A 19,249-nucleotide genomic window follows, 5' to 3' on the forward strand; every position below is an offset into this window, starting at 1 on the left:
AAGAGCCGCTGGCAGGCTCTTAGCTTCTTAAAGCAGGGCTTCTGGCGGCCAGCTTTTACAGAATTTTGGGAATCTGCCGCTTACCAAGAAAGTAACCTTCGGGGGCGTTGGTTCCTTTGTTTTGATCCTCCTTCATAAACCGTGACATCGTGACAAGGCGCGTATTTATTGACGAAAATGCATAACTGCCCGCGCTTAAGCCTGTTTCCAGAATCGAGAAGCCAAAGCCGGTAGCACGATGTGCTCCCACGTTTTTTTGCAAATTTGCCGCTACAGAAAAGAGGTGCGTCTGAAATGACGCATACGCTGGTTTGAGACTGGCTTAAGGGCTGAGAACAAAGGGCCAAGCACCTCGGCTGAGATTAAGGAATAAACAATTTTGCGTATGAATCGGAATCAGGGAATCTTAAAGAGTCTTTTTGGACACGGCTCCGCCAACCCTCATAAATTAGCCACGCCAGTTAAGCTCGCGCGAATAACCCGGAAACAAGAGGAGAATATAACACGAAGATGCAGAATGAATGGCATTTTTCGGCACGATTAAAGAGCTTGCGGAAAAACACTTTTCGAGACTGAAAAGAGAGCAGGGGCCGAAAGCCCGACTGATTTTAAGGGCTCTGCGGCGCGAGGTAAACTTGTGCCCTGATACCTTCAGAGGCTAAAGCCATCGTATTTCCCGCAAACTCTAAAAGTCGTGCTCTGACACCAGCAGCTAAAGCTCGTTTTCCGCAAGCTCTAAAAATCAATCCCTGGTACAAGTATCGAAATTAGCTTGTACCCGTTCTCAGTGTTGACCTTGCCGCTGGCGCTGGCGCTCGATTATTCCAACCGCTACCAGGGCTGGATCCAGGTCAACGAAGAGGGCATCATTGCGGTTCACGAGGTAGATGCCGGCGTTTTGGCGCCTGGCCGGGGATTGCAGGATGAGCGATCCTCGGCCGGTGGAATCGACTGAATAGCTACCGATAAGCGGAGTTCCGCTGGAAGTTGATCCACCGCCATTGATATCAAGAATCCCGGTTGCACCCCCGCGGCCATTGGCCGTCAGCAATGCGACCGCATCTACTTCATCGCGGACGAGAAAATCCGCGCCGGTGTGGTTAAGTCCGTAATTTCCCTTGAAATTCGCATCGGTGAGGTCGTCAGCATGTTGCGAAAAGATGGCACCGCTCACAGCTGTGCCAGCGTCCGTCTCCATGACCTGGATGCCATTGACAGTTGGATAAAGCGTGAGGTTGAGCGTACCGGCCGATGCAGCATTGATGATGCCCACTCCGCGCCCGTTTGCATCCAGCGTATATGTGCCTGACATTCCCATGTTAAGTGCGATCGAGCCGACTCTATTGAAATCTGCTGTTCCGCTGATAATCGTCCCTTTACCGTCGGAGGAAAATACTCCCCCAGCAACGAAGGGGCCGCCAGCCGCCAGATTATTTCCAGAAATCGTGAATGCAAATGATCCGATCGGGAAAGAATTACCGATAGGTTCACGCTGGCGGAACGCATCTCCGGCCAAAGCTGGAAGCGGGTCAGTCTCAACCAGTTTTATCCGATCTGCATCGACAACATAGAAAGCGAAATTGCGAACGCCGGCAGCCGTATTGATCGAAGCTGTACCTCGGCCATTGGTTTCCATGCGAATGGATCCACCCTTGATGGCTTCATTCGTGGAGATGGCACCGATATCGGAGCTGTCCTGTATGCCGCCGGTGATAGTTCCTGACGTATTAGTTTTAAATGAACCTACGGTCTTCATTGGGCCTCCAGAAGGGCCCAGCCCGGTTAAATTGAATACCAAGGTTCCCGCCAGAGCCGAAGTAGAAAATGCAGAAGAATCCTGCAAATCCAGAGAGCCGCTGGCGGTGGCGTCCTGGTCAAACCTGATCACGAGAGCGCGGTGGTGGGAAAGCGTTACAAATACGAAGTTGAAATTACCGGCAGAGCTGGTTAATTCGGCTGCGCCGCGTCCGCCGGCTTCGATGTTGTAAGTGCCGGAAATGGACAAATTTGTGACTGGCGACGGCGTCTTGTTCACGTCCAGCACGCCCGAAGCAATGCGACCATGGCCATCTGCGATGAATGTGCCGCCAATGGCAAAAAATCCATTCGCATCCTTACCGGAAAGTGCAATCGCATAAGCGCCATTCAAATCGGCATTGGTGAAGCCTTCTCCAGGTTCGAGACCATCAATAGCATATGATCGGAAGGTGAGCGACACAAAAAGCATCGCCGCCAGGAAAAACGAGCGCTTATATCTCATAGTCATTACCTGATCAAATATTTGGACGTTTGGAAACGTCGGCCTCGACTAATGCCGGGTTTTTAACCTTAGCGTAACCAAAATAAGAAATTGCAATCAGAACCAAGATCACGATTGGTCCGGCTATATCTTTCGCAGTATCATGCGAGGAAATATGAGAAAACAATGCAGCGCCTACGTCGAACGTCATCCCGGCATATCCCCATTCCTTGAGCGTAGCGGACCAGGGCTGCAAAATTGCTACGATGCCCAGTATCTTGGCAACGCCGAGTAAAACGGGAAAGTACTCAGGGTATCCCAGATGGCGCACCAAGGCCGTGATCATGGGCACCCGGAGAATGAGAGTAATAGCTGTGAGGGAAAAATGCGCTACCAGCAGCAGGGTAAAAATCCAATATAGAACTACGATGCCCCGGCCGGCTTCACGGCTCTTCCTGGACGCCATCACCATCCTTCCAGCGTCAGTAGCCATTCCAGAAACCTCCAGATCGAGTTGCTGTACACCAATACTGATCTATGACATGCGGAGCACCATTCTTGTGACAACCAAGCCTGACAATTATTTTCAACGAATTTATTCCACTTTTTGTCACGAAAATGTCGGTCCACAGGTCATGAAAATGTCCGTCTACAGGTCTTTAGGTCTTTGACTCGGCATTCGCAGCAGCAAATATCGAGAGCATGCGACCTGGGCTGTTCATATGCCAAATCTAACGAAACCCTGAGGTCTTCTTGTATGCTTAAGAGCATCAGATTTTGCTGCGTGATTGCTGGGGTGATACTGTCATGCCTTTCGTTTGCTTTTGCGTCCGACGTTATATATGTGATTGCCAACCCGACCGGGCCCAACTATGTAACGGCGTATACCCGAAACCAGCAGTCTGGAGCACTGACTCTTCTGGGCTCTTATCCCACTGGCGGCGCCGGACTAGTGAGTACTGAATTTGTAGGAGCGCAGGCGAACTCCCTGGTTTTTAGTAAGGGCCGTCTTTATGCCATCAATCCTGGCAGCAATGACATCTCTATCTTTTCGGTACAGGAGGATGGAACTTTGCGGCTGGCCCATGCTCCAATCCCTTCCGGTGGTATCGGTCCAGAAACCATTGCGATCCATGACCATCTTTTATATGTAGGCAATGATGGCAATGCCAGCACGCCGCCCAATATGACTGGCTTCTTGATAGACAACGGTAGTCTCCGCCCTATTCATGGCTCCGCCGTGACATTGAATATAGGGGACCATCCTGCCGACCTAAAATTTAGCAAAAACGGTCACTTTCTGGTGGGATCGCTTGCTGATTCTGGAATCATCGATGTGTTCCGCGTGAAGGACGATGGAACGCTGCTCCAGACTGCTGAACTGCACGACCAGCCGGGAATTGTGGAGTTGGCCTTCAACCCGGTTCATCAGAATAAGCTGATTGGAACACTCGCCAATTTCCCTGGGGTCAAGTCCTATGTCATCTCAGCCGAAGGTGAAATCACGATATTGAGTTCTATCCAGGATACCGCCACGATAGATTCGTGCTGGATAGTAACCGACAAGGCGGGGACAAAGGCTTGGGTAACCGCGCCACTCTCTTCTTCGATTATACTTTATACTATTGATCCTCAAACTAGACTTACGCGCGTCAGTTCGCACGATACGTCGTCTTTTGGGTTTACCCTGACTGACTTAGTAATGGACGAATCGGGAAGTTTCATCTATGCGATGAAGCCCCTGAGTGGCAGCGTTCACATTTTTCGCCTAACGGGATCCGAATTGGAGGCAGGCGTCGCAGATGCCGGCGACGTCATTGTTCCTGCGCCTCCGGGAGGCGTCCCATATGCGCCGCTCGGCATCGTTCTGGTGCAGACAGGTAATGATTCTCATGGCGACGATTAAATTTGCGGCCATTCTCTTGTCCTTGCTGTGATGAGAAGTTTGCCCTGAGCAGGAGCCGATAATGCTCGGCTCCTGCCCTGATTTCCCTCAAATCATTTGAGCTTTCCGTTAATGGAACTCTATAAATTGCTGCAGGTTGTCGCCGGCTCTTCCCAGCGAACGCGCCAAGCTTAGTTTGGCCAGATTGTGCGCGAATACGCTATTGATGTAGTCCAGTTCAGCGGAGGCCACTCCGTCTTGAGCTTGCACGATTTCGACCGCAGCCGCGACGCCGACTTGAAGGCGCTGGCGAGACAATTCAAGAGTTTGCTTGCCGGTTTCCAGGTTCTTGGCTGCAACTTCAACCTGACTTGCCGACGCCAACAGATCAAGGTAGTCATTGCGGACTTCGGCTTCGATCTGGCTTTTGAGATCTTCCAATTCGGCTTGCCGCTCCGCCAGTGCGGCGCCGGCCTGTTCGATGTCGCCCTCGGTCCTGCCTCCCTGCCACAGGGGAATCCGCAATGTTCCAGTGACTGAGAACGTTCCGTGCGATTGTGACGGCGTCGTGCCAATTACGCCGTAATCAGCGTTCACGGCCACCGAAGGCAATCGTTCGCCACGCGCTGCCGCGCGCGCCTTCTCGGCAGCACGGACCTGGGCCTGGGCCGCCTTCAAATCGGAACGCTGCTGAAAAGCCTGCTTCAATGCATCTTCCAGAGTCAGTTCCGGCGCAGGCGAGAAAGGAACGTCATCGGTGATGTCGTATTGGTCCGTGGGTGGAAGTCCTATGGACCTTGCCAATCCTATCTTCAGCTTTGCCAGATTGTTTTGCAGGGAAGTAAGGCGCTGCTTTTGGGTGAGAGCTTGAACCTGGCTGCGATTGACATCGATCTGCGCAACCACACCCGCAAACTTCATTTGGGAAGTTTGTTCATAGAGAGCATTGGCCGTCTCAAGCTGCGCCTGTGCCGACCTCACCCGGGCCTGGGCCGCGATAATTTCGAGATATTGCCCGGCGACTGCGAGAACTACAAGATCTCGGGCGTCTTTGGCCAGATAGTCACTGGAACGAATGATTTCCCTAGCGGAGCGATAATTATTCAATGCGGTTGAGTCGGCTATGGTTTGGGATAAATGGGCGCGAAAATCAATAAAGTTAAAAGGTCCAACCACGGAAGGGATTGTGAACCCTGGAACCGGCGTATTGATCCGGATACCCAGAGCCTGGAGGTCGATTTGCTCGACGGTTTCATTGATAGCCCCGTTCAAATTGGGAAGCAATGCGCTGCGGATGCTCCTGCTTTGCCCTTGCGCCTGGCGGACTGCCTGCGATACATTCACGGCTCCCAAGTTATAGCCCAGTCCGCGTTGAATAGCTTCCATCAGGGAAAGTTTGCCGGAAAACGGCTTCTTTACAATGCTCAACGCGCTACCTGCAAATGGTCCCTGCACCTGGATAGCAGAATTGATGGTGTTGACACTGGTCGTCGTTCCCGAGATGGGTGTTTGAATTGTGGTTACCGATCCACTCTGACCTGTTCTTCCGGACAACGGCAGGGTGTTCGCCTGCGTTCCCGGTGATGGACTGGCCGTCTGTCCAGTTTGAGCACAAACATAGTTTCCGGGAATCAGCAACGGGAGTAGCATCAAGATTCCCAAGCAGACCTGCCTCTGTTTCAATGGTTTCAATCGCATCATAAATTTCATCAGTTCACAACCAACGATATGGCTAAGCCGCACAAACTCACGAGGGCTACAACCAGCTTCTTCTAGACCCATCTCGTAAATGCTCCTGGGATTGCCACCAGGCCTAAAAGCCCATTTCACCTAGGCTTGGAACGCGGGCCTGAAGGCCCGCACTTCCACCAACTGCGCTAAAGCGTATTTAGGAGATGGTTTCCAATCCTTAACGACCCCGAGGGGCTGCTCTTCCGCCCATCTGCCGGGTCTGAGATATAGCAACTCAGGGCAGCTTCAACTGATCTGTTTACGAAACCGCCAGACGCTCAATGAGATCAAGATCACCGTCAAGAGTGACAGGCCAAGGAAGCGGGCCCACAAATCTGCAAATCCACTGCCTTTCAACAGGCTCCCGCGAGCGATCTCTACGAAGTGCGTTAGCGGATTGAGAGCGGTGAAAGGTCGCAACCATCTCGGCATCGCCTCGACCGGAGTCAAAACCCCGGAGAGCGTAACCAAGACTGGGTTTATAAAGAAACTGGTGAGCAACGCCTGCTTGGCTGTTTTGCTGAATGTAGCAGTTACCGTTCCGATGCCAATCCCCACAAGCGAGCAAAACGAGGCGCCCACCAGCACGAGAATCATGCTGCCCTGAAACGGCACATGGAAAACAAGCTTCAGCATGGTCAGCACGAGCAATACCATCAGGCACATTAGAAAGAAGATGGGCATGATCTTGGAAATGATGATCTCCGAAGTGCTGGCCGGTAACATGAGCAGCTGCTCGATGGTGCCACTCTCGCGTTCTTTGATCATCATGGTGGAAGCTACCAATGAACCATCGAGCACCAGCAAGAGGCCCAAGACGCCGGTAACGATGAACCAGGAACCATCGAGGCCGGGATTGTAGAGGAAGGCGGGCTGAAGAGTTACGACGCCACGGCGAGCAATATCGTGAACTGCGACTTTCTCAAACCGGACGTGAAGCCCTTCATGAGCCAGGTCGCGATTATAGAACTGCATTACGTTTTCCACGTATCCCTGGCTAATGGCTGCGGTATTGGCGTTGGTTGCATTCAGGAGAAATTGGACATCGGTCGAGTGTCCACGCTGCAATTCACGAGCGTATTCATACAGAATAACCACACCCGCATCGACGTCGCCGCGGCCGAGCGCCTCTCCCAGTTGTTCGACCGAAAAATAGGACCCCTGCAGTTTAAAGCTCCTGCTCTCTGTAAGCGCTGCGATCAAAGCACGGCTTTCAGGAGTCCTGCTCTGGTCGACTACGCCGAGCTTTACATCAGTCACATTGGCGCTAAGAGCAAAGCCCAAGAGCAGGACTTGCAAGATAGGCTGCATGGTCAGCGACCCGACCATCCGCTTGTCACGTCCAATCTGAATCAACTCCTTGCGCACCAGGGCGGCGAGCCGGTAATTGAAGACTTTGCGAAAGAATTCTCCCATGGTCACGCCTCGAGTTGCATGCGCCGCATCTTACGCCATGCGACCAGATAAAAGATCATTCCGAACAAGGCGATCGCCAAAACCTTAAACCATGCCGCGGACCAGCCACCGCCCTGCAAAAAGGCATCGCGAACGACTTCAATGTAATATCGGCCCCAAACAAGATTCGAGATCCAGCGCAAGACGGCAGGAATGTTCTCAATCGGAAAGATGAGCCCGCCCAGAAGAAACACAAGCAGGTAGCTGAAAACTCCAACTGCCTGCACGGCCGCCGCCTGGTCGGGAATAGCTGCTCCCAGCAGGGTGCCGAATGCCGGCACGCAAAATGCGTAGAGAAGTGTAGCGACCACAAACGGAGTTGGATCGCCGGCAAAGCTCGTGCCGAAATAGGTGAACAGCAATATCAGGCAGAGCAGCGCTTCGCTCAAAGAAATGGCCGCAAATGCCAGAATCTTTCCCAACAGGAATTCATGGGCCGAGATGCTCGATACAAAGACCTGAAGGATGGTCTTCTGCTCTCCTTCTTTGGACATTGCCAAAGAAGCTAGAAGCGACGGGAAGATGGTAAGGACAAGAACGAAAATGCCGGGGCCGTAAAATTTTTTCGAGGACCGCTCCGGATTGTACCAAAGTCTGATGTCCGCTCTTACCGGCTCGGGATGAGCAGCTTCGCCGTTGTCTTGATTGAAGGCCGTGGTGATCTGGCGGGCATAACCGGCAAGGAGACGGGCGGTGTTGGAATCGGAAGCATCGACCAGGAGTTGCACTGGCGAAGTGGTTCCGCGCGCAATATCTCTACCGAAGTGCTCCGGTATGATCAATGTCGCCCGTGCCGTATGGGATGTAAAGGCCTGCTCCGGCTGCTTCTGCACAGGCCAGGAAACAACATGAAAGCTGATGGATGCGCGGAACTTATCGACAAATTTTTGCGAGGCCGGCGAGTTGTCGAAGTCCTGCACCACCACCGGAAGCTCGTCCACGTCGAGCGAAATACCGGCACCCATCAGCACAAGTTGGACCAACGGAAATATCAGCGCCAATCCCAGCGCTCGCCGGTCGCGCAATATTTGGACCAATTCCTTCCGCGCCTGGGCCAATATGCGTCTCATGGCCGCTCCTTATGCTTCCCCGGCAACGGCCCCGTGAGGCCGTGATTGTTGGACTACACTGATGAATACGTCTTCGAGCGAGAAGCGCCCCTCGCGCACATCGACGACATGAACCCCGACTGTATTCAATTTGTCCACGGCCAGCCGTTTCTCCAGATCAAAGTCATCATCGGTAATCACGTGAAGCCGGTCTCCGAACAGTGAAACGCGCCAGGGTTCGGCGGCATTCTTCAACAGGTCAGCCGCACGTTGAGGCTGGTCCACAATGATTTCCAGCAAATGACCTTTCTGTTGGGCCTTGATCGCTCCCGGATTCCCTTCCGCCACAATCTCGCCGGCCACCATAAGCCCGAGACGATTGCATTGCTCGGCTTCTTCCAGGTAATGGGTGGTAACTAGGATGGCGGCACCCGCATCTGCCAGGCGATTGATCATCTTCCAAAAAGCCCGACGGGCAAGAGGATCAACTCCGGATGTCGGCTCATCCAAAAAAAGCACCGAGGGCTCGTGCATGATCGCCGCCCCGAACGCTACGCGCTGCTTCCACCCGCCCGGAAGACTGCCAGTAATCTGGTCCTGCCTCCCTTCCAGCCCCGAAAAGGCAAGCACCCATTCAATTTTTTCTGCGCGCTCCAGTTGGGGCACGCCATAGACTCCAGCAAAAAACTCCAGGTTTTCCCGGATCGTAAGATCGTCATAGAGAGAAAATTTCTGCGACATATACCCGATCTTGTTGCGCACGCGTTGCGAACGCAGGCTGCCGCGCTCCCCGGCCAGAGTCATTTCTCCGCTTGTCGGACTCACGAGACCGCAAAGCATCTTGATGGTGGTGGTCTTGCCGGCGCCATTCGCACCCAGCAATCCATAGATTTCTCCATAGCGGACTTGTACATTGACGTTCTTGACGGCCAAGAAGTCTCCGAACCTCCTCGTCAGGCTGGTGGCGGCGATGGCAAAGTTGCTGGACTGCCGTTTGCGGCTATGGCGCGCGGGAAACGGCTTGTCGTGCATTTGATGCCCAAGGCCCCGCAGTTTGGCGACGAAGGTGTTTTCCAAAGTAGGACGATCGACGCGCAACTCCTCTACGGAAAGATTGGAGGAGGCCAAGGCTTGAACCGCGATCCGCTCGGCAATTTGGACATTCGGCGCCAGCAGATCAAGCCGATCGCCGAACCGCTGCACATCAAGAATCTCGCGTTCAGCTCCGCTGACTCTTGAAAGCACGCGCTCAGCCTCGCCCAGATTTGCCGTCCGAAGCTCCAACCGGCTGGCGTTCAAACTGTTGCGTATCTCGTCAGGTGTTCCAATTTGTTGGATTTCTCCCAAATGCAGGAGAGCGACGCGGTGACACCTTTCGGCTTCATCTAGATAAGGAGTGGCAACGAGGATCGTAAGACCGATCCCAGAGAGATGGGCCAGGGTATCCCAGAACTCCCGGCGCGAGACCGGATCGACCCCGGTGGTCGGTTCATCCAGGACAAGAACACGAGGTTGCGCCACCAACGCGCATATCAGCGCCAATTTCTGCTTCATGCCACCACTTAGCTGCCCGGCAAGACGCCCAGCAAAGCGGTCCATGTCAAACGCTTTAAGGTACTGGCTCCCCCGGTCAATAATCTCGTTTACGGGAACGCGACGCAGATCACCTATATAGCGAATGTTTTCCATTACGGTCAGATCGGGATAGAGACTAAACGCCTGCGTCAGGTAACCAGTCTGAGCACGCATATCGCGGGCAGGATGCCCAAAGACTTCAGCCTGACCCGAAGAGGCCTCCATCACGCCCGCTAAAATCTGGAAGGTTGACGTTTTACCGGCTCCGTCAGGTCCTATCAAGCCGAATATCTCGCCTGGTTTCACCTCGAAATTAATTCCGCGGATCGCTTCAATATCTCCGTATTGCTTCTTTAAGTCTCGTATACATATGGCAATGGGAACTTTTCCCTTCGCCAAATTCCCATTCCGAGACTGATCCCGGACCAAGGTCGTCATTTTCCGTGCCTACCTTTGGGCCAACGATCGCCTTGCACTAAAATCTCGCCATCGGCAGGCATTCCCGGTTTGGCAAATCCGATGGCCCCTTTTAATTGCAGCTTGATGCCCACAACCTGCTTCACCCGATCATCACGGAAATATGTATTTTCGGGAGTGAAGATGGCTTGCGGATCAATTCGTGAAACTTCAGCATCAACGGGCTGGTCAGGCTTGGAATCGAGATAGACATGGGCTCCCTGACCGATCTTGACTTTTCCAATCTGGCCTTCCGGTACAAAGCCACGCAAATAGACTCTATCCAAGTCGAGCAGCGTAATAATCGCTGTTCCCGCTTGCACCACTTCGCCCGGCTCAGCGGCGCGCGTGATGACCGTGCCGGAAAAAGGTGCCACCACGTTTAAATCCTGGAGGTTCGCCTGAGCCTCGTCCAACTGGGCATGGGCCTGCGCCGCATTCGCAGTTGCGCTTACAACTTCGGCCTGCTGCTGAGCGATCTGCCTTCGCACGGCGGCCATTTGTGTACCCCGGATCCCGACGTTGGACAGGTTTGCCTTGGCCGTTGCGAGACCACCGCGCGCTGCCTCTACTCGCCGCTTCGCGGCCGCGACAGCTCCTCCCTGCTGGTCGGCAGTGGCTACCGCCTGCCTTCCCTGCCTCTCGGAAACTGCACCTGTGCGCGCCAGCTGCATATAGGCTTCTCGGTCAAACGAAGCTAATTGAAACGCCGCTTCCTGTTGCGTAAGATCGGCCTCCGCCGCCGCCAAGTCAGCCTCTGCTTGTTGCACTCGCCCATGCGCATCCAGCCCTGCCTGTTCCATTTGCAAGCGGGCTTGCTGCAATTGCTCTTGCAGCACCGCGATCTGGGCTTTGGCGGCGTTGGCCCTGGCTTCGGCGCCCATGACTGCAACCCGGGCTTGCTCCAAACGGTCTTTGATCTGCTCATCGTCAAGATGCGCAATTACGTCACCCTCACGAACCACATCACCCTCACGCACTCTAACCTCGAGAATTCGCCCGGTCACCTTGGACGCCACCGCAGAATCGTCGCCCTCAACCCTTCCACTCAAGACGACGATGTTGTCAGGAATGGCAGCCGAAAAAAACAGTCTCCAGATCAATACCGCACCCGCTATAAGTACGATCGGGATCGCTATCAGCGCGATCTTGCGCTGCGGCTTTGCCACGTGCGCGGCTTTCGATTCCGGCTCTGGAGATTCCAACTCACGCGCCGGAATTTCTTCAATAGTTGATTGCGACATGGGCTCTCCTATGAGACACGGGGAAGCTGACGTTGCCTATCGATGAGAGATATAAGAACAACGCTACATCGTGCTCGCGGTAATATTTCAAAGACAAAGAATGAACTGGCTTTGTGACACTTAGAGGCGCATCAAGGCCGGCGCATCTTGCCCATGGAGGAAACGGCTCTTCAGCGCGGGCCGTGTTTGGGGCTAGATAAGAACTTCGGCGCGAGTACGGATGAGGATTTAGCTAACGCAGGTCACCTCAGCTATTTCTTTGAGGCAATGAGACCGATTCAAGGCTAGAGCGATTTTGGATCATATATCTCTTGACTTGTTTGTACGATACGCCGGCACTCGATTTCGTCCTCGCCGGTTGTTTGGGCAATTCGGCGGTATTCGCAATCAAAAATGGTGCGCAGAAGAAAAACCACGCGCTCTACCGGAGCAAGGCGATCCAAAATCCTGAGACATGCGTTGGGAATAGACTTTTTTGAGCGTACACCCTTTGAAGATTGAAACCCTGGCGCCCGCGGCCACGGAGGCATGCGTGATTCCACAAACCCTTCGATGTGCTGCAGGCGATCAAGACTGAGCATCGCCACGGTAGAGACTAGGAAAGCCCTGGCATTCTCGGTTCCCAAATTTGAGACTTGCGACCAGCGACGCAAGGTCGCCTCTACCCAAGCGGTTTCCTCACAATGCCAGATGCGATGCGACACAATGCAGACTTATGTAGTTGAAAATATTTGTCGCGACGCGATCGGTTTGGCGGGGCCTAAGGACAGTCGCGATATATTTCCTTTTCTAGCGTTTCTATGCCCGAAGGTAAAACATTGAACATAACCGATGGAACCAGTTTTGTGACACTCACCTTTTTTAGTTGAAAAGAATCAGCATGCCAATGGCGCGACATGGTGCAACTTATCCGGGTTTCGCAAAATATAGATACGACAGATCTGTCCATCGACAACATCCATCGTAATCACAGTTCTGACCTGCCCGTTTACGCAAGTGATGAAACCTGGCTGGCCATTGACTTGCCTGAGTTGCAGGATCGCACCTTCAGGCCTGAACTTCCTGGCCGCTCCAGCCATTAACCGGGCTGCACGTTCGCGGCCAAACACTGGGTTCATCAATGCGGAAGCCTTACCACCACCATCGGTATGCACCGCGATATCGCTGGAAAAAAGCTGCAAAAGTCCTTCTATGTCACCGCGAGAAGAAGCATCGATAAATTGCCGTAGCAATTTCTCCTTCGCTATTGGAGAAGCATCAAATCTCGGCCGCATGTTCTTGATATGCAATCTAGCCCGGCGGAAGATCTGGCGGCAATTGACTTCACTCTGTCCGGCAATTTTTGCAACCTCCGAATATTCATAGTCGAACACTTCTCGAAGCAAAAAGACAGCCCTCTCAACCGGCGTCAAACGTTCTAGGAGGAATAGAAATGCCAAAGAGAGGGATTCATCCATCTGGGGGGGAAGCGATGGATCGTTCCCAGCAGAAGTCACCACAGGCTCCGGGAGCCATTCCCCAACATATTGCTCCCGTTGCACGCGCGCAGATTGCAAATGGTTGATGCATAAACGCGTGACTACTGTGACTAAGAACGCTTTAGGAGAGCGTATTTCGCCGGAAGAGGCTTGCTGCCAACGGAGAAATGCGTCCTGCAGGATGTCTTCAGCGTCAGCCAAACTCCCCAACATTCGGTACGCTATTGAAAGCAGCAAAGGCCGCCACTTCAGGAAATCATCCAGGCTGAACTCCACAGCAATGCTGGCTGGCGTAATACTCGGGATAGACCTTCCAGATGCCACGCTTCGCACGTTCATAAATTATATTATGGATCCAGCTTCGTAATGTGTTTTGAAAATCTTTTTTCCCAAAAAGAGAAACACCTTTCCGCTGCATTTCTCCCATCGGGCCTGTAATTTCTCCCATCAGACCCTTGATAAAGAGACAGGCTAGGAATCCGATTTGTGACACTCAGAAAGCAAAAATTTCAAATTCAAGCACTCCGCCGCAGAGTTCCAGGGTGGCTTCCCGCGACTTATCACATCGTGACGGAATGGCGGGCAGTCGAGGCGTCCGAGGCCGTCCATTACATCGAGTCCATGCGGACTCATTTTCACAAGACCAAATCATCCTTGAGCGTATCGAGCGGAGGGGACCGGCTCAAAGATGAAACCAAAGTTGAGTTTGTTGACGATCTTATCTGTGCGCGTGCAAGGCCGGTAATGACGGGTGTAAACAGAGAGAATTTTCGATCATCACTGCCGGGTCGGTTGTACGATTTTTGTACGATTCGAGCAAATGCTCTGGAAGCGATTGATTCTAGGTGGGTAAAATGGTGGACCTGGTCGGGATCGAACCGACGACCTCTTCCATGCCATGGAAGCTGAAAAGCAGCCGGGGATTTGTTTTCATGCTGGTGTTAGCAACCGAAACAAACCGGCAAAAACGGCGTATTCGGTGCTATTTCCGGCCAAATCTTCAACTCTGAACTGGGGTTGCTGTGGGCGGGGTTCATGGTACTCCAACCAAGTTGGGGCCTCTGCTGAGACAGGGTGACGATACTAGGTTTTACAAGGACGCGGGGACTGCCAAAGTACGCGTAAGTCGCACAAGACCACGAATGCTGTGGGTTGGGCTGTGGGTCGGGATTTCTAGCCGGAGCGCAACTGATCCTCCCTAACGATGGTCTTCGCGAGAATCTGGATTTATTCGGTCATCATTGGTTTTGAAATAATACCCATCATCGTCATAAATGATTTTCAGAGATTTGCAAAAATGTGGGTAGGTCGAATCCCCCCTCTCCGCCAGATGGTCCTCGCCTGCAAATTCACAAGATTAGCACTACACCCCTTGTTACCGCCGCTAAGCGAGATCAAATTTGGAATCCTTGCGAACCGATCCCCGATGCATAGTTAGATCTCGCAGCCTGATTTTGAACTCTGATCCGACACGAAGGATAAGTCTGGAGTACCAGCTAAAATCAATGATGATCTCTTCGTCGTCAGACTGCTCCCATTGTTCACCCAGTGTTTGCAATTTGAAGATGGTCACCTTTGGCGCTCGGAGGAATTTCTTTTGGAGTAGCGACAAGTGACTCAGTTCCAGTCGTAGCGACACCACCCGAGAAATAGTAAGTTCGCTGCGAATATAGACCAAATCCAAACCAACTGCTCGATAAAGCTCCCACCGCGCTCGGTTTAGTGAAAGGACAAGTGACTTGCCACGCAGATCCAGCCGTCGATTCGAAATGTAGCATCGTGGATATAGTTACTAACGTAAATGACATCATGCCTACGATTAGGCGGATATCGTGTCTCGTAACGAATCGGGCACGATTATCCGTGTGGAAACCAGCTCCAAAGTCTATCTGTTCAGGCAGGCGCCGCTTTTTCGCAACCGAACGCAGTGGTCTTTCCTCGGAAACCTCATGTTTGTTTAAACCATTCGATTTTGTTTTCATCGGTTGGAATTTCCTTTCTGGCGCCGTGTACGAGTTTACGGGACGTCCCTAGAGGATTCTAAATCCGCGATTGATATCCCTCGGAGACCAGGGGCAATGACTCATTTAACGTCCCGCCGGTTCGCCGGTACGTGAGCCCGCGATTTTATAAAAATCTCGCGACAAGATAAGCTATCTCGTCCATAAAGTTTCGATCTCAGGTAATTGACCGTTCTTTGCATGTAGGACCTATCGTGGAGGATCTTTCAGAATGCAGCGCGTTCTCGCCGCTTTGGCCGCAGTCATTACATTTGCTTCTCTTTTATCCGCGCAAAACCCGGCGCACAAAGACCCGTCAAAACCGCTTCCGACCATCGCCGAGAAGACCGCCGGCATGCAGAGTAATCCCGGATTCTTTACCGACTACTGGGACGCGCGCGAAGGCACGCTCTGGTTGCGAATTGACAAAGACAAGTGGGAGACGCCATTCATTTTGTATGAGTCGCTTCCCAGCGGCGTGGGCTCCAACGATATTGGCCTGGACCGGGGTGAGCCGGGGGAAAGTTACGTCGTCCACTTTGAGCGCAGCGGCAAACAGGTGCTGCTGGTGGCGGAAAATGAAAATTATCGCGCCGTTACGGACGACGCGGATCAGCGCAGCGCTGTGCGGGCGGCCTTTCCGCAGTCCGTGCTCTGGGGTTTTGAGGTTGCAGCGGAAGAAGGCGATGCTGTCCTGGTGGACGCCACCAAATTCTTTTTGAGCGATGTTCACGGGGTGGCCGCCAGAATCGCCGCTGCCAAGCAGGGCAAATACAAAGTAGAGCCAACGCGCTCCGCCATTTATCTGCCGCGCACAAAAAACTTTCCTGAGAACACCGATATCGAATCAACCCTTACTTTTGTGGGTGAAGAGCCCGGCAATTTCGTCAGGCAGGTCACGCCTGAACCGCACGCCATTACTGTTCGCGAGCATATTTCTTTTATTCAGTCGCCCGCTGCAGGATTTCACACCCGCGCTTACGATCCGCGTTCAGGATATTTCGGCATCCGCTATATGGATTTTGCCGCGCCAGTCGATGAGCCAATCGTCAAGCGCGAAATCGCGCGGCATCGGCTGGCAAAAAAAGATCCTTCCGCCGCAGTGAGCGAGCCGGTGAAGCCGATCGTTTACTACGTGGACCGTGCCATCCCAGAGCCGATTCGCTCTGCCGTGGTTGAAGGCGTTAGCTGGTGGAACCAGGCTTTTACCGCCGCGGGCTACAAGGACGCTTTCCAGGTCAAGCTGCTGCCTGAAGGCATTGATCCCATGGACGTACGTTACAACGTGGTCGAATGGGTGCCACGCTCCACGCGAGGATGGTCCATTGGCAACGCCGTGATCGATCCGCGAACAGGAGAAATCATCAATGGTCATGTGCGTCTTGATGCGCTGCGCATCCGGCAGGTATTTCTTATTGCGCAGGGACTTCTTGATCCGTTCGGCAAAGATCCTTCGCTGCTGGCCAAAGCCAATGCCATGGCGCTGGCGCGCATTCGCCAGCTCGCAGCGCATGAAACGGGACACACGTTGGGCTTGATGCACAACTATGCCGCCAGCATCGTGAACCGGGCGTCTGTGATGGACTATCCGCCACCGACAGTCAGCGTGGGCGCCGATGGCGTGCCCGATGTTTCAAATGCCTATGCCGTCGGCATTGGCGCATGGGACAAGACGGCCATCACTTACGGATACCGTGATTTCCCTGCAGGAACCAATGAAACGCAGGCGCTGGATAAAATTCTGGATGACTCATTTGCAAGCGGCCAGCTTTATCTCACTGATCAGGATGCACGTCCGCTCGGCTCAGCCAGCCCGATTTCGCATCTGTGGGACACCGGCAGCAATGACCTTGATGGGTTGCAGCAGGTGATGGCTGTGCGGCAGGCCGCGCTAAAAAATCTCTCAGAAAATGCCATCCGTGAACACACGCCCATGGCCACTTTGGAAGACGTCCTGGCGCCCATCTATCTTTATCATCGCTACCAAGTCACGGCCGTGGCAAAATCCATTGGCGGACTGAATTACACTTTTGACCTTCGCGGGCCAAACCGCAAAGACCCTGTAATTGTTCCCGCTGCCCAGCAGCGCCAGGCCCTTCGTGCGATCCTGAAAACACTTTCACCGCAGGCGCTCGCCGTCCCCCAACCGCTGCTGAATATCATTCCTCCCCGGCCTCCGGAGTATCCCAGCTCCAAGGAAAACTTTGCGCGCCGGACTTCACCGGCATTTGATTCTCTGGCGCCCGCAGAGGCAGCGGCGGAAATCGTCGTGCAGCTTTTGTTTCAGCCTGAGCGCGCCCAACGCATGCTTGAGTACCACGCCCGTGATGCCAGCAATCCCGGCTTTGACGAACTGCTGGATGAGGTGCTGGCTGCAACATGGAAAGCTCCAGCCGCGGCGGGATACAGCGGCGCGATTCAACGCACAGTCAACGCGGTTGTGCTTAGCCACCTGATGACACTTGCCGCAGATGAACACGCGTCCAGCCAGGTCCGCGCTGTGGCGTCGCTCAAGCTTGATGAATTGAAGAAGTGGCTTGCATCGCAGGAGAGCCTGCTAAAGGATGTGCCAACCCGAGCCGAATTTTTCTTCGCGAAAAATCAAATCGATCATTTTGAGAAAAACCCTGCCGAAGTCCATGTGACGGCCCCGGCCACACCTCCTGCCGGCGATCCCATTGGGTCAGACGGTTGGGAATAGTCAATTTTCGGGGGACGGCGTTCTTTATTTCTTGTAGAGGTCGAACAAATCGCGGGGATTTATTTTGAGAGCGCGGGCAAGCTGAATGATATTGTCGAGACAGATGTTTTGTTTTCCGCGTTCCACTTCGCCCACAAAATTACGGTTGACCTTGATCATCTTTCCAAGCTGTTCCTGGGACAGCTCTCGTTCCGTGCGGATGGCACGCAGGCGTGCGCCGAAAGGTGAGCGGGAATCCACGAATTAAGAATCTTGCGGCTTGCCATAAAAACTTTCTACACCGATATATAATGACATGGTATACATGTGATAAGCTCTGCGTCCAATGATCTTTTACGTGGCTTGTTGGACCGAGGACGACGGCGTTTATTCTTGCGGGCATTCCCACCAAAGTGTTCGCGATGCGATGAACTGCCTCGTTCCGGATGGCGGGAGTTTTATTCGCGCTCATGACGACGGGCTCTTACGGTCGCTCAATAACAGGGAGTTTATCGACTTCCTTGAGTCATTGAAAGAAATGCCCTGGAGTTGGCGCAATAAAGCTCAGGCATGCGAATTCATCGTACCGCTAACGGTGGACGCCGAGTAAGAGCCGCCATAAAGCGCGGGGAGTGATGAGGCTCTCCGTGCTTTTTTGCTATGGCCCTGACGGACCACGCTGCTCTGCCCAATTAACCTGCAATCTGTGAGGACACGGTGACGGCAGGCAAAACGTCGCAGAACCAAAAGCCGTCGCGCTCAACTTTTTCGCCAGTTACGATCGGGATCTCCCGGCTGAATGTTCCTTGATTAAACATTGGCCCAGCATAGACAAAGGAATGGAACTCGCCGTTTTCGCCGCATGGATCGGCGCCTGCGGGAAGATCATGCAGTAGCGCCTGGTCAAAGTCGCGGCCAATAAAGGTTGAAGATATTTGTTTGGGATCCACGCAGACAAGTTTTGCCCGCAGGCCGGCGCTGATCATTTCCTGTGCAAGCTGCGGTGTGGGAATGCCCCAGATAGGAAACAGCGGTTCCAGGCCGGTGTCTTTCAACTGACGTTCACGATAGGCGCGAACGTCAGTAAGAAAAAGATCGCCAAAGGCAATAGCGGATATACCTTGCGCCAGCGCCTGATCGCAAACGAGCTTCATGGCAGCTTCGTATTCGGCATTGGAGCAGGGCCATGGAATGGGCGCAACAATCAGTGGAAGTCCAGCGGCTTCAGCCTGCAGTTCCACCAGCGCCCGACGAGTGCTATGCATGGCAACACGATCAAACGCGGCATTCAACGTTGTCATGAGGCCGGCGATTTCATACTGGTTTTGTTGACGCAGAACGTGCAAGGCCCATGCGCTGTCTTTGCCGCTGCTCCACGCCAGCAGGATCTTCTTTTTCATGCAGAATAAAGCTACCACGGATGAACATTCTTGAAATCCCAAATCCCGCTAAGACGG

Annotated in this window: 12 protein-coding genes; 2 read left to right on the forward strand and 10 right to left on the reverse strand. The window is 53.3% G+C overall.

The window, feature by feature from the left end; translation table 11 throughout:
- Nucleotides 1-784 precede the first annotated feature (784 nt).
- Both LAO76_15165 and LAO76_15170 read right to left on the reverse strand, forming a co-directional pair.
- Nucleotides 785-2,260 carry a hypothetical protein gene (locus LAO76_15165; protein MBZ5492267.1) on the reverse strand — a complete coding sequence of 492 codons (1,476 nt, stop codon included), beginning with the start codon at nucleotides 2,258-2,260 and terminating at the stop codon, nucleotides 785-787.
- A 13-nt stretch (nucleotides 2,261-2,273) separates the two neighbouring features.
- On the reverse strand, nucleotides 2,274-2,732 hold the full coding sequence (locus LAO76_15170; GenBank protein MBZ5492268.1) for a DoxX family protein: 459 nt from the start codon (nucleotides 2,730-2,732) through the stop codon (nucleotides 2,274-2,276).
- Nucleotides 2,733-2,996: 264 nt separating this feature from the next.
- Between LAO76_15170 and LAO76_15175 the strand changes: the two genes are divergently transcribed.
- Nucleotides 2,997-4,145 (forward strand): lactonase family protein, encoded by a 1,149-nt coding sequence (locus LAO76_15175; GenBank protein MBZ5492269.1) that lies wholly within the window; start codon nucleotides 2,997-2,999, stop codon nucleotides 4,143-4,145.
- Nucleotides 4,146-4,253: 108 nt separating this feature from the next.
- Here LAO76_15175 and LAO76_15180 read toward each other — a convergent pair whose 3' ends face one another.
- From LAO76_15180 to LAO76_15205, 6 genes are all read right to left on the reverse strand, one after another.
- Nucleotides 4,254-5,774: a TolC family protein gene (locus tag LAO76_15180; protein MBZ5492270.1), complete on the reverse strand. Its 1,521-nt coding sequence runs from the start codon at nucleotides 5,772-5,774 to the stop codon at nucleotides 4,254-4,256.
- 327 nt (nucleotides 5,775-6,101) lie between these two features.
- Nucleotides 6,102-7,271: an ABC transporter permease gene (locus tag LAO76_15185; protein ID MBZ5492271.1), complete on the reverse strand. Its 1,170-nt coding sequence runs from the start codon at nucleotides 7,269-7,271 to the stop codon at nucleotides 6,102-6,104.
- A gap of 2 nt (nucleotides 7,272-7,273) precedes the next feature.
- Entirely contained in the window at nucleotides 7,274-8,380 is a 1,107-nt protein-coding gene (locus LAO76_15190) for an ABC transporter permease (protein ID MBZ5492272.1), read from the reverse strand.
- 9 nt (nucleotides 8,381-8,389) lie between these two features.
- Nucleotides 8,390-10,372: an ATP-binding cassette domain-containing protein gene (locus LAO76_15195; protein ID MBZ5492273.1), complete on the reverse strand. Its 1,983-nt coding sequence runs from the start codon at nucleotides 10,370-10,372 to the stop codon at nucleotides 8,390-8,392.
- Nucleotides 10,369-11,634, reverse strand: coding sequence for an HlyD family efflux transporter periplasmic adaptor subunit (locus LAO76_15200; GenBank protein MBZ5492274.1), 1,266 nt, complete (start codon nucleotides 11,632-11,634; stop codon nucleotides 10,369-10,371). Before LAO76_15200 ends, LAO76_15195 begins: the two co-directional genes overlap by 4 nt.
- Before the next feature lie 875 nt (nucleotides 11,635-12,509).
- The gene (locus LAO76_15205; protein MBZ5492275.1) at nucleotides 12,510-13,451 is read right to left on the reverse strand and encodes an RNA polymerase sigma-70 factor; all 942 of its coding nucleotides are present in this window, start codon (nucleotides 13,449-13,451) and stop codon (nucleotides 12,510-12,512) included.
- Nucleotides 13,452-15,344: 1,893 nt separating this feature from the next.
- Between LAO76_15205 and LAO76_15210 the strand changes: the two genes are divergently transcribed.
- Entirely contained in the window at nucleotides 15,345-17,813 is a 2,469-nt protein-coding gene (locus LAO76_15210) for a zinc-dependent metalloprotease (protein ID MBZ5492276.1), read from the forward strand.
- Between the two features lie 24 nt (nucleotides 17,814-17,837).
- Here the strand turns inward: LAO76_15210 and LAO76_15215 are convergent, their stop codons facing one another.
- Nucleotides 17,838-18,053 carry a helix-turn-helix domain-containing protein gene (locus tag LAO76_15215; GenBank protein ID MBZ5492277.1) on the reverse strand — a complete coding sequence of 72 codons (216 nt, stop codon included), beginning with the start codon at nucleotides 18,051-18,053 and terminating at the stop codon, nucleotides 17,838-17,840.
- A gap of 431 nt (nucleotides 18,054-18,484) precedes the next feature.
- Nucleotides 18,485-19,192, reverse strand: a complete 708-nt coding sequence (locus tag LAO76_15220; protein ID MBZ5492278.1) for an adenine nucleotide alpha hydrolase — start codon at nucleotides 19,190-19,192, stop codon at nucleotides 18,485-18,487.
- Nucleotides 19,193-19,249: the final 57 nt, after the last annotated feature.

This window comes from Terriglobia bacterium (genome assembly GCA_020072645.1).
Taxonomy (GTDB): Bacteria; Acidobacteriota; Terriglobia; order Terriglobales; family Acidobacteriaceae; genus Angelobacter.

Coding starts and splice junctions, on each gene's coding strand:
- LAO76_15165 (MBZ5492267.1), bottom strand. CDS start 2,260: ATGAGATATAAGCGCTCGTTTTTCCTGGCGGCGATGCTTTTTGTGTCG.
- LAO76_15170 (MBZ5492268.1), bottom strand. CDS start 2,732: ATGGCTACTGACGCTGGAAGGATGGTGATGGCGTCCAGGAAGAGCCGT.
- LAO76_15175 (MBZ5492269.1), top strand. CDS start 2,997: ATGCTTAAGAGCATCAGATTTTGCTGCGTGATTGCTGGGGTGATACTG.
- LAO76_15180 (MBZ5492270.1), bottom strand. CDS start 5,774: ATGCTACTCCCGTTGCTGATTCCCGGAAACTATGTTTGTGCTCAAACT.
- LAO76_15185 (MBZ5492271.1), bottom strand. CDS start 7,271: ATGGGAGAATTCTTTCGCAAAGTCTTCAATTACCGGCTCGCCGCCCTG.
- LAO76_15190 (MBZ5492272.1), bottom strand. CDS start 8,380: ATGAGACGCATATTGGCCCAGGCGCGGAAGGAATTGGTCCAAATATTG.
- LAO76_15195 (MBZ5492273.1), bottom strand. CDS start 10,372: ATGACGACCTTGGTCCGGGATCAGTCTCGGAATGGGAATTTGGCGAAG.
- LAO76_15200 (MBZ5492274.1), bottom strand. CDS start 11,634: ATGTCGCAATCAACTATTGAAGAAATTCCGGCGCGTGAGTTGGAATCT.
- LAO76_15205 (MBZ5492275.1), bottom strand. CDS start 13,451: ATGAACGTGCGAAGCGTGGCATCTGGAAGGTCTATCCCGAGTATTACG.
- LAO76_15210 (MBZ5492276.1), top strand. CDS start 15,345: ATGCAGCGCGTTCTCGCCGCTTTGGCCGCAGTCATTACATTTGCTTCT.
- LAO76_15220 (MBZ5492278.1), bottom strand. CDS start 19,192: ATGAAAAAGAAGATCCTGCTGGCGTGGAGCAGCGGCAAAGACAGCGCA.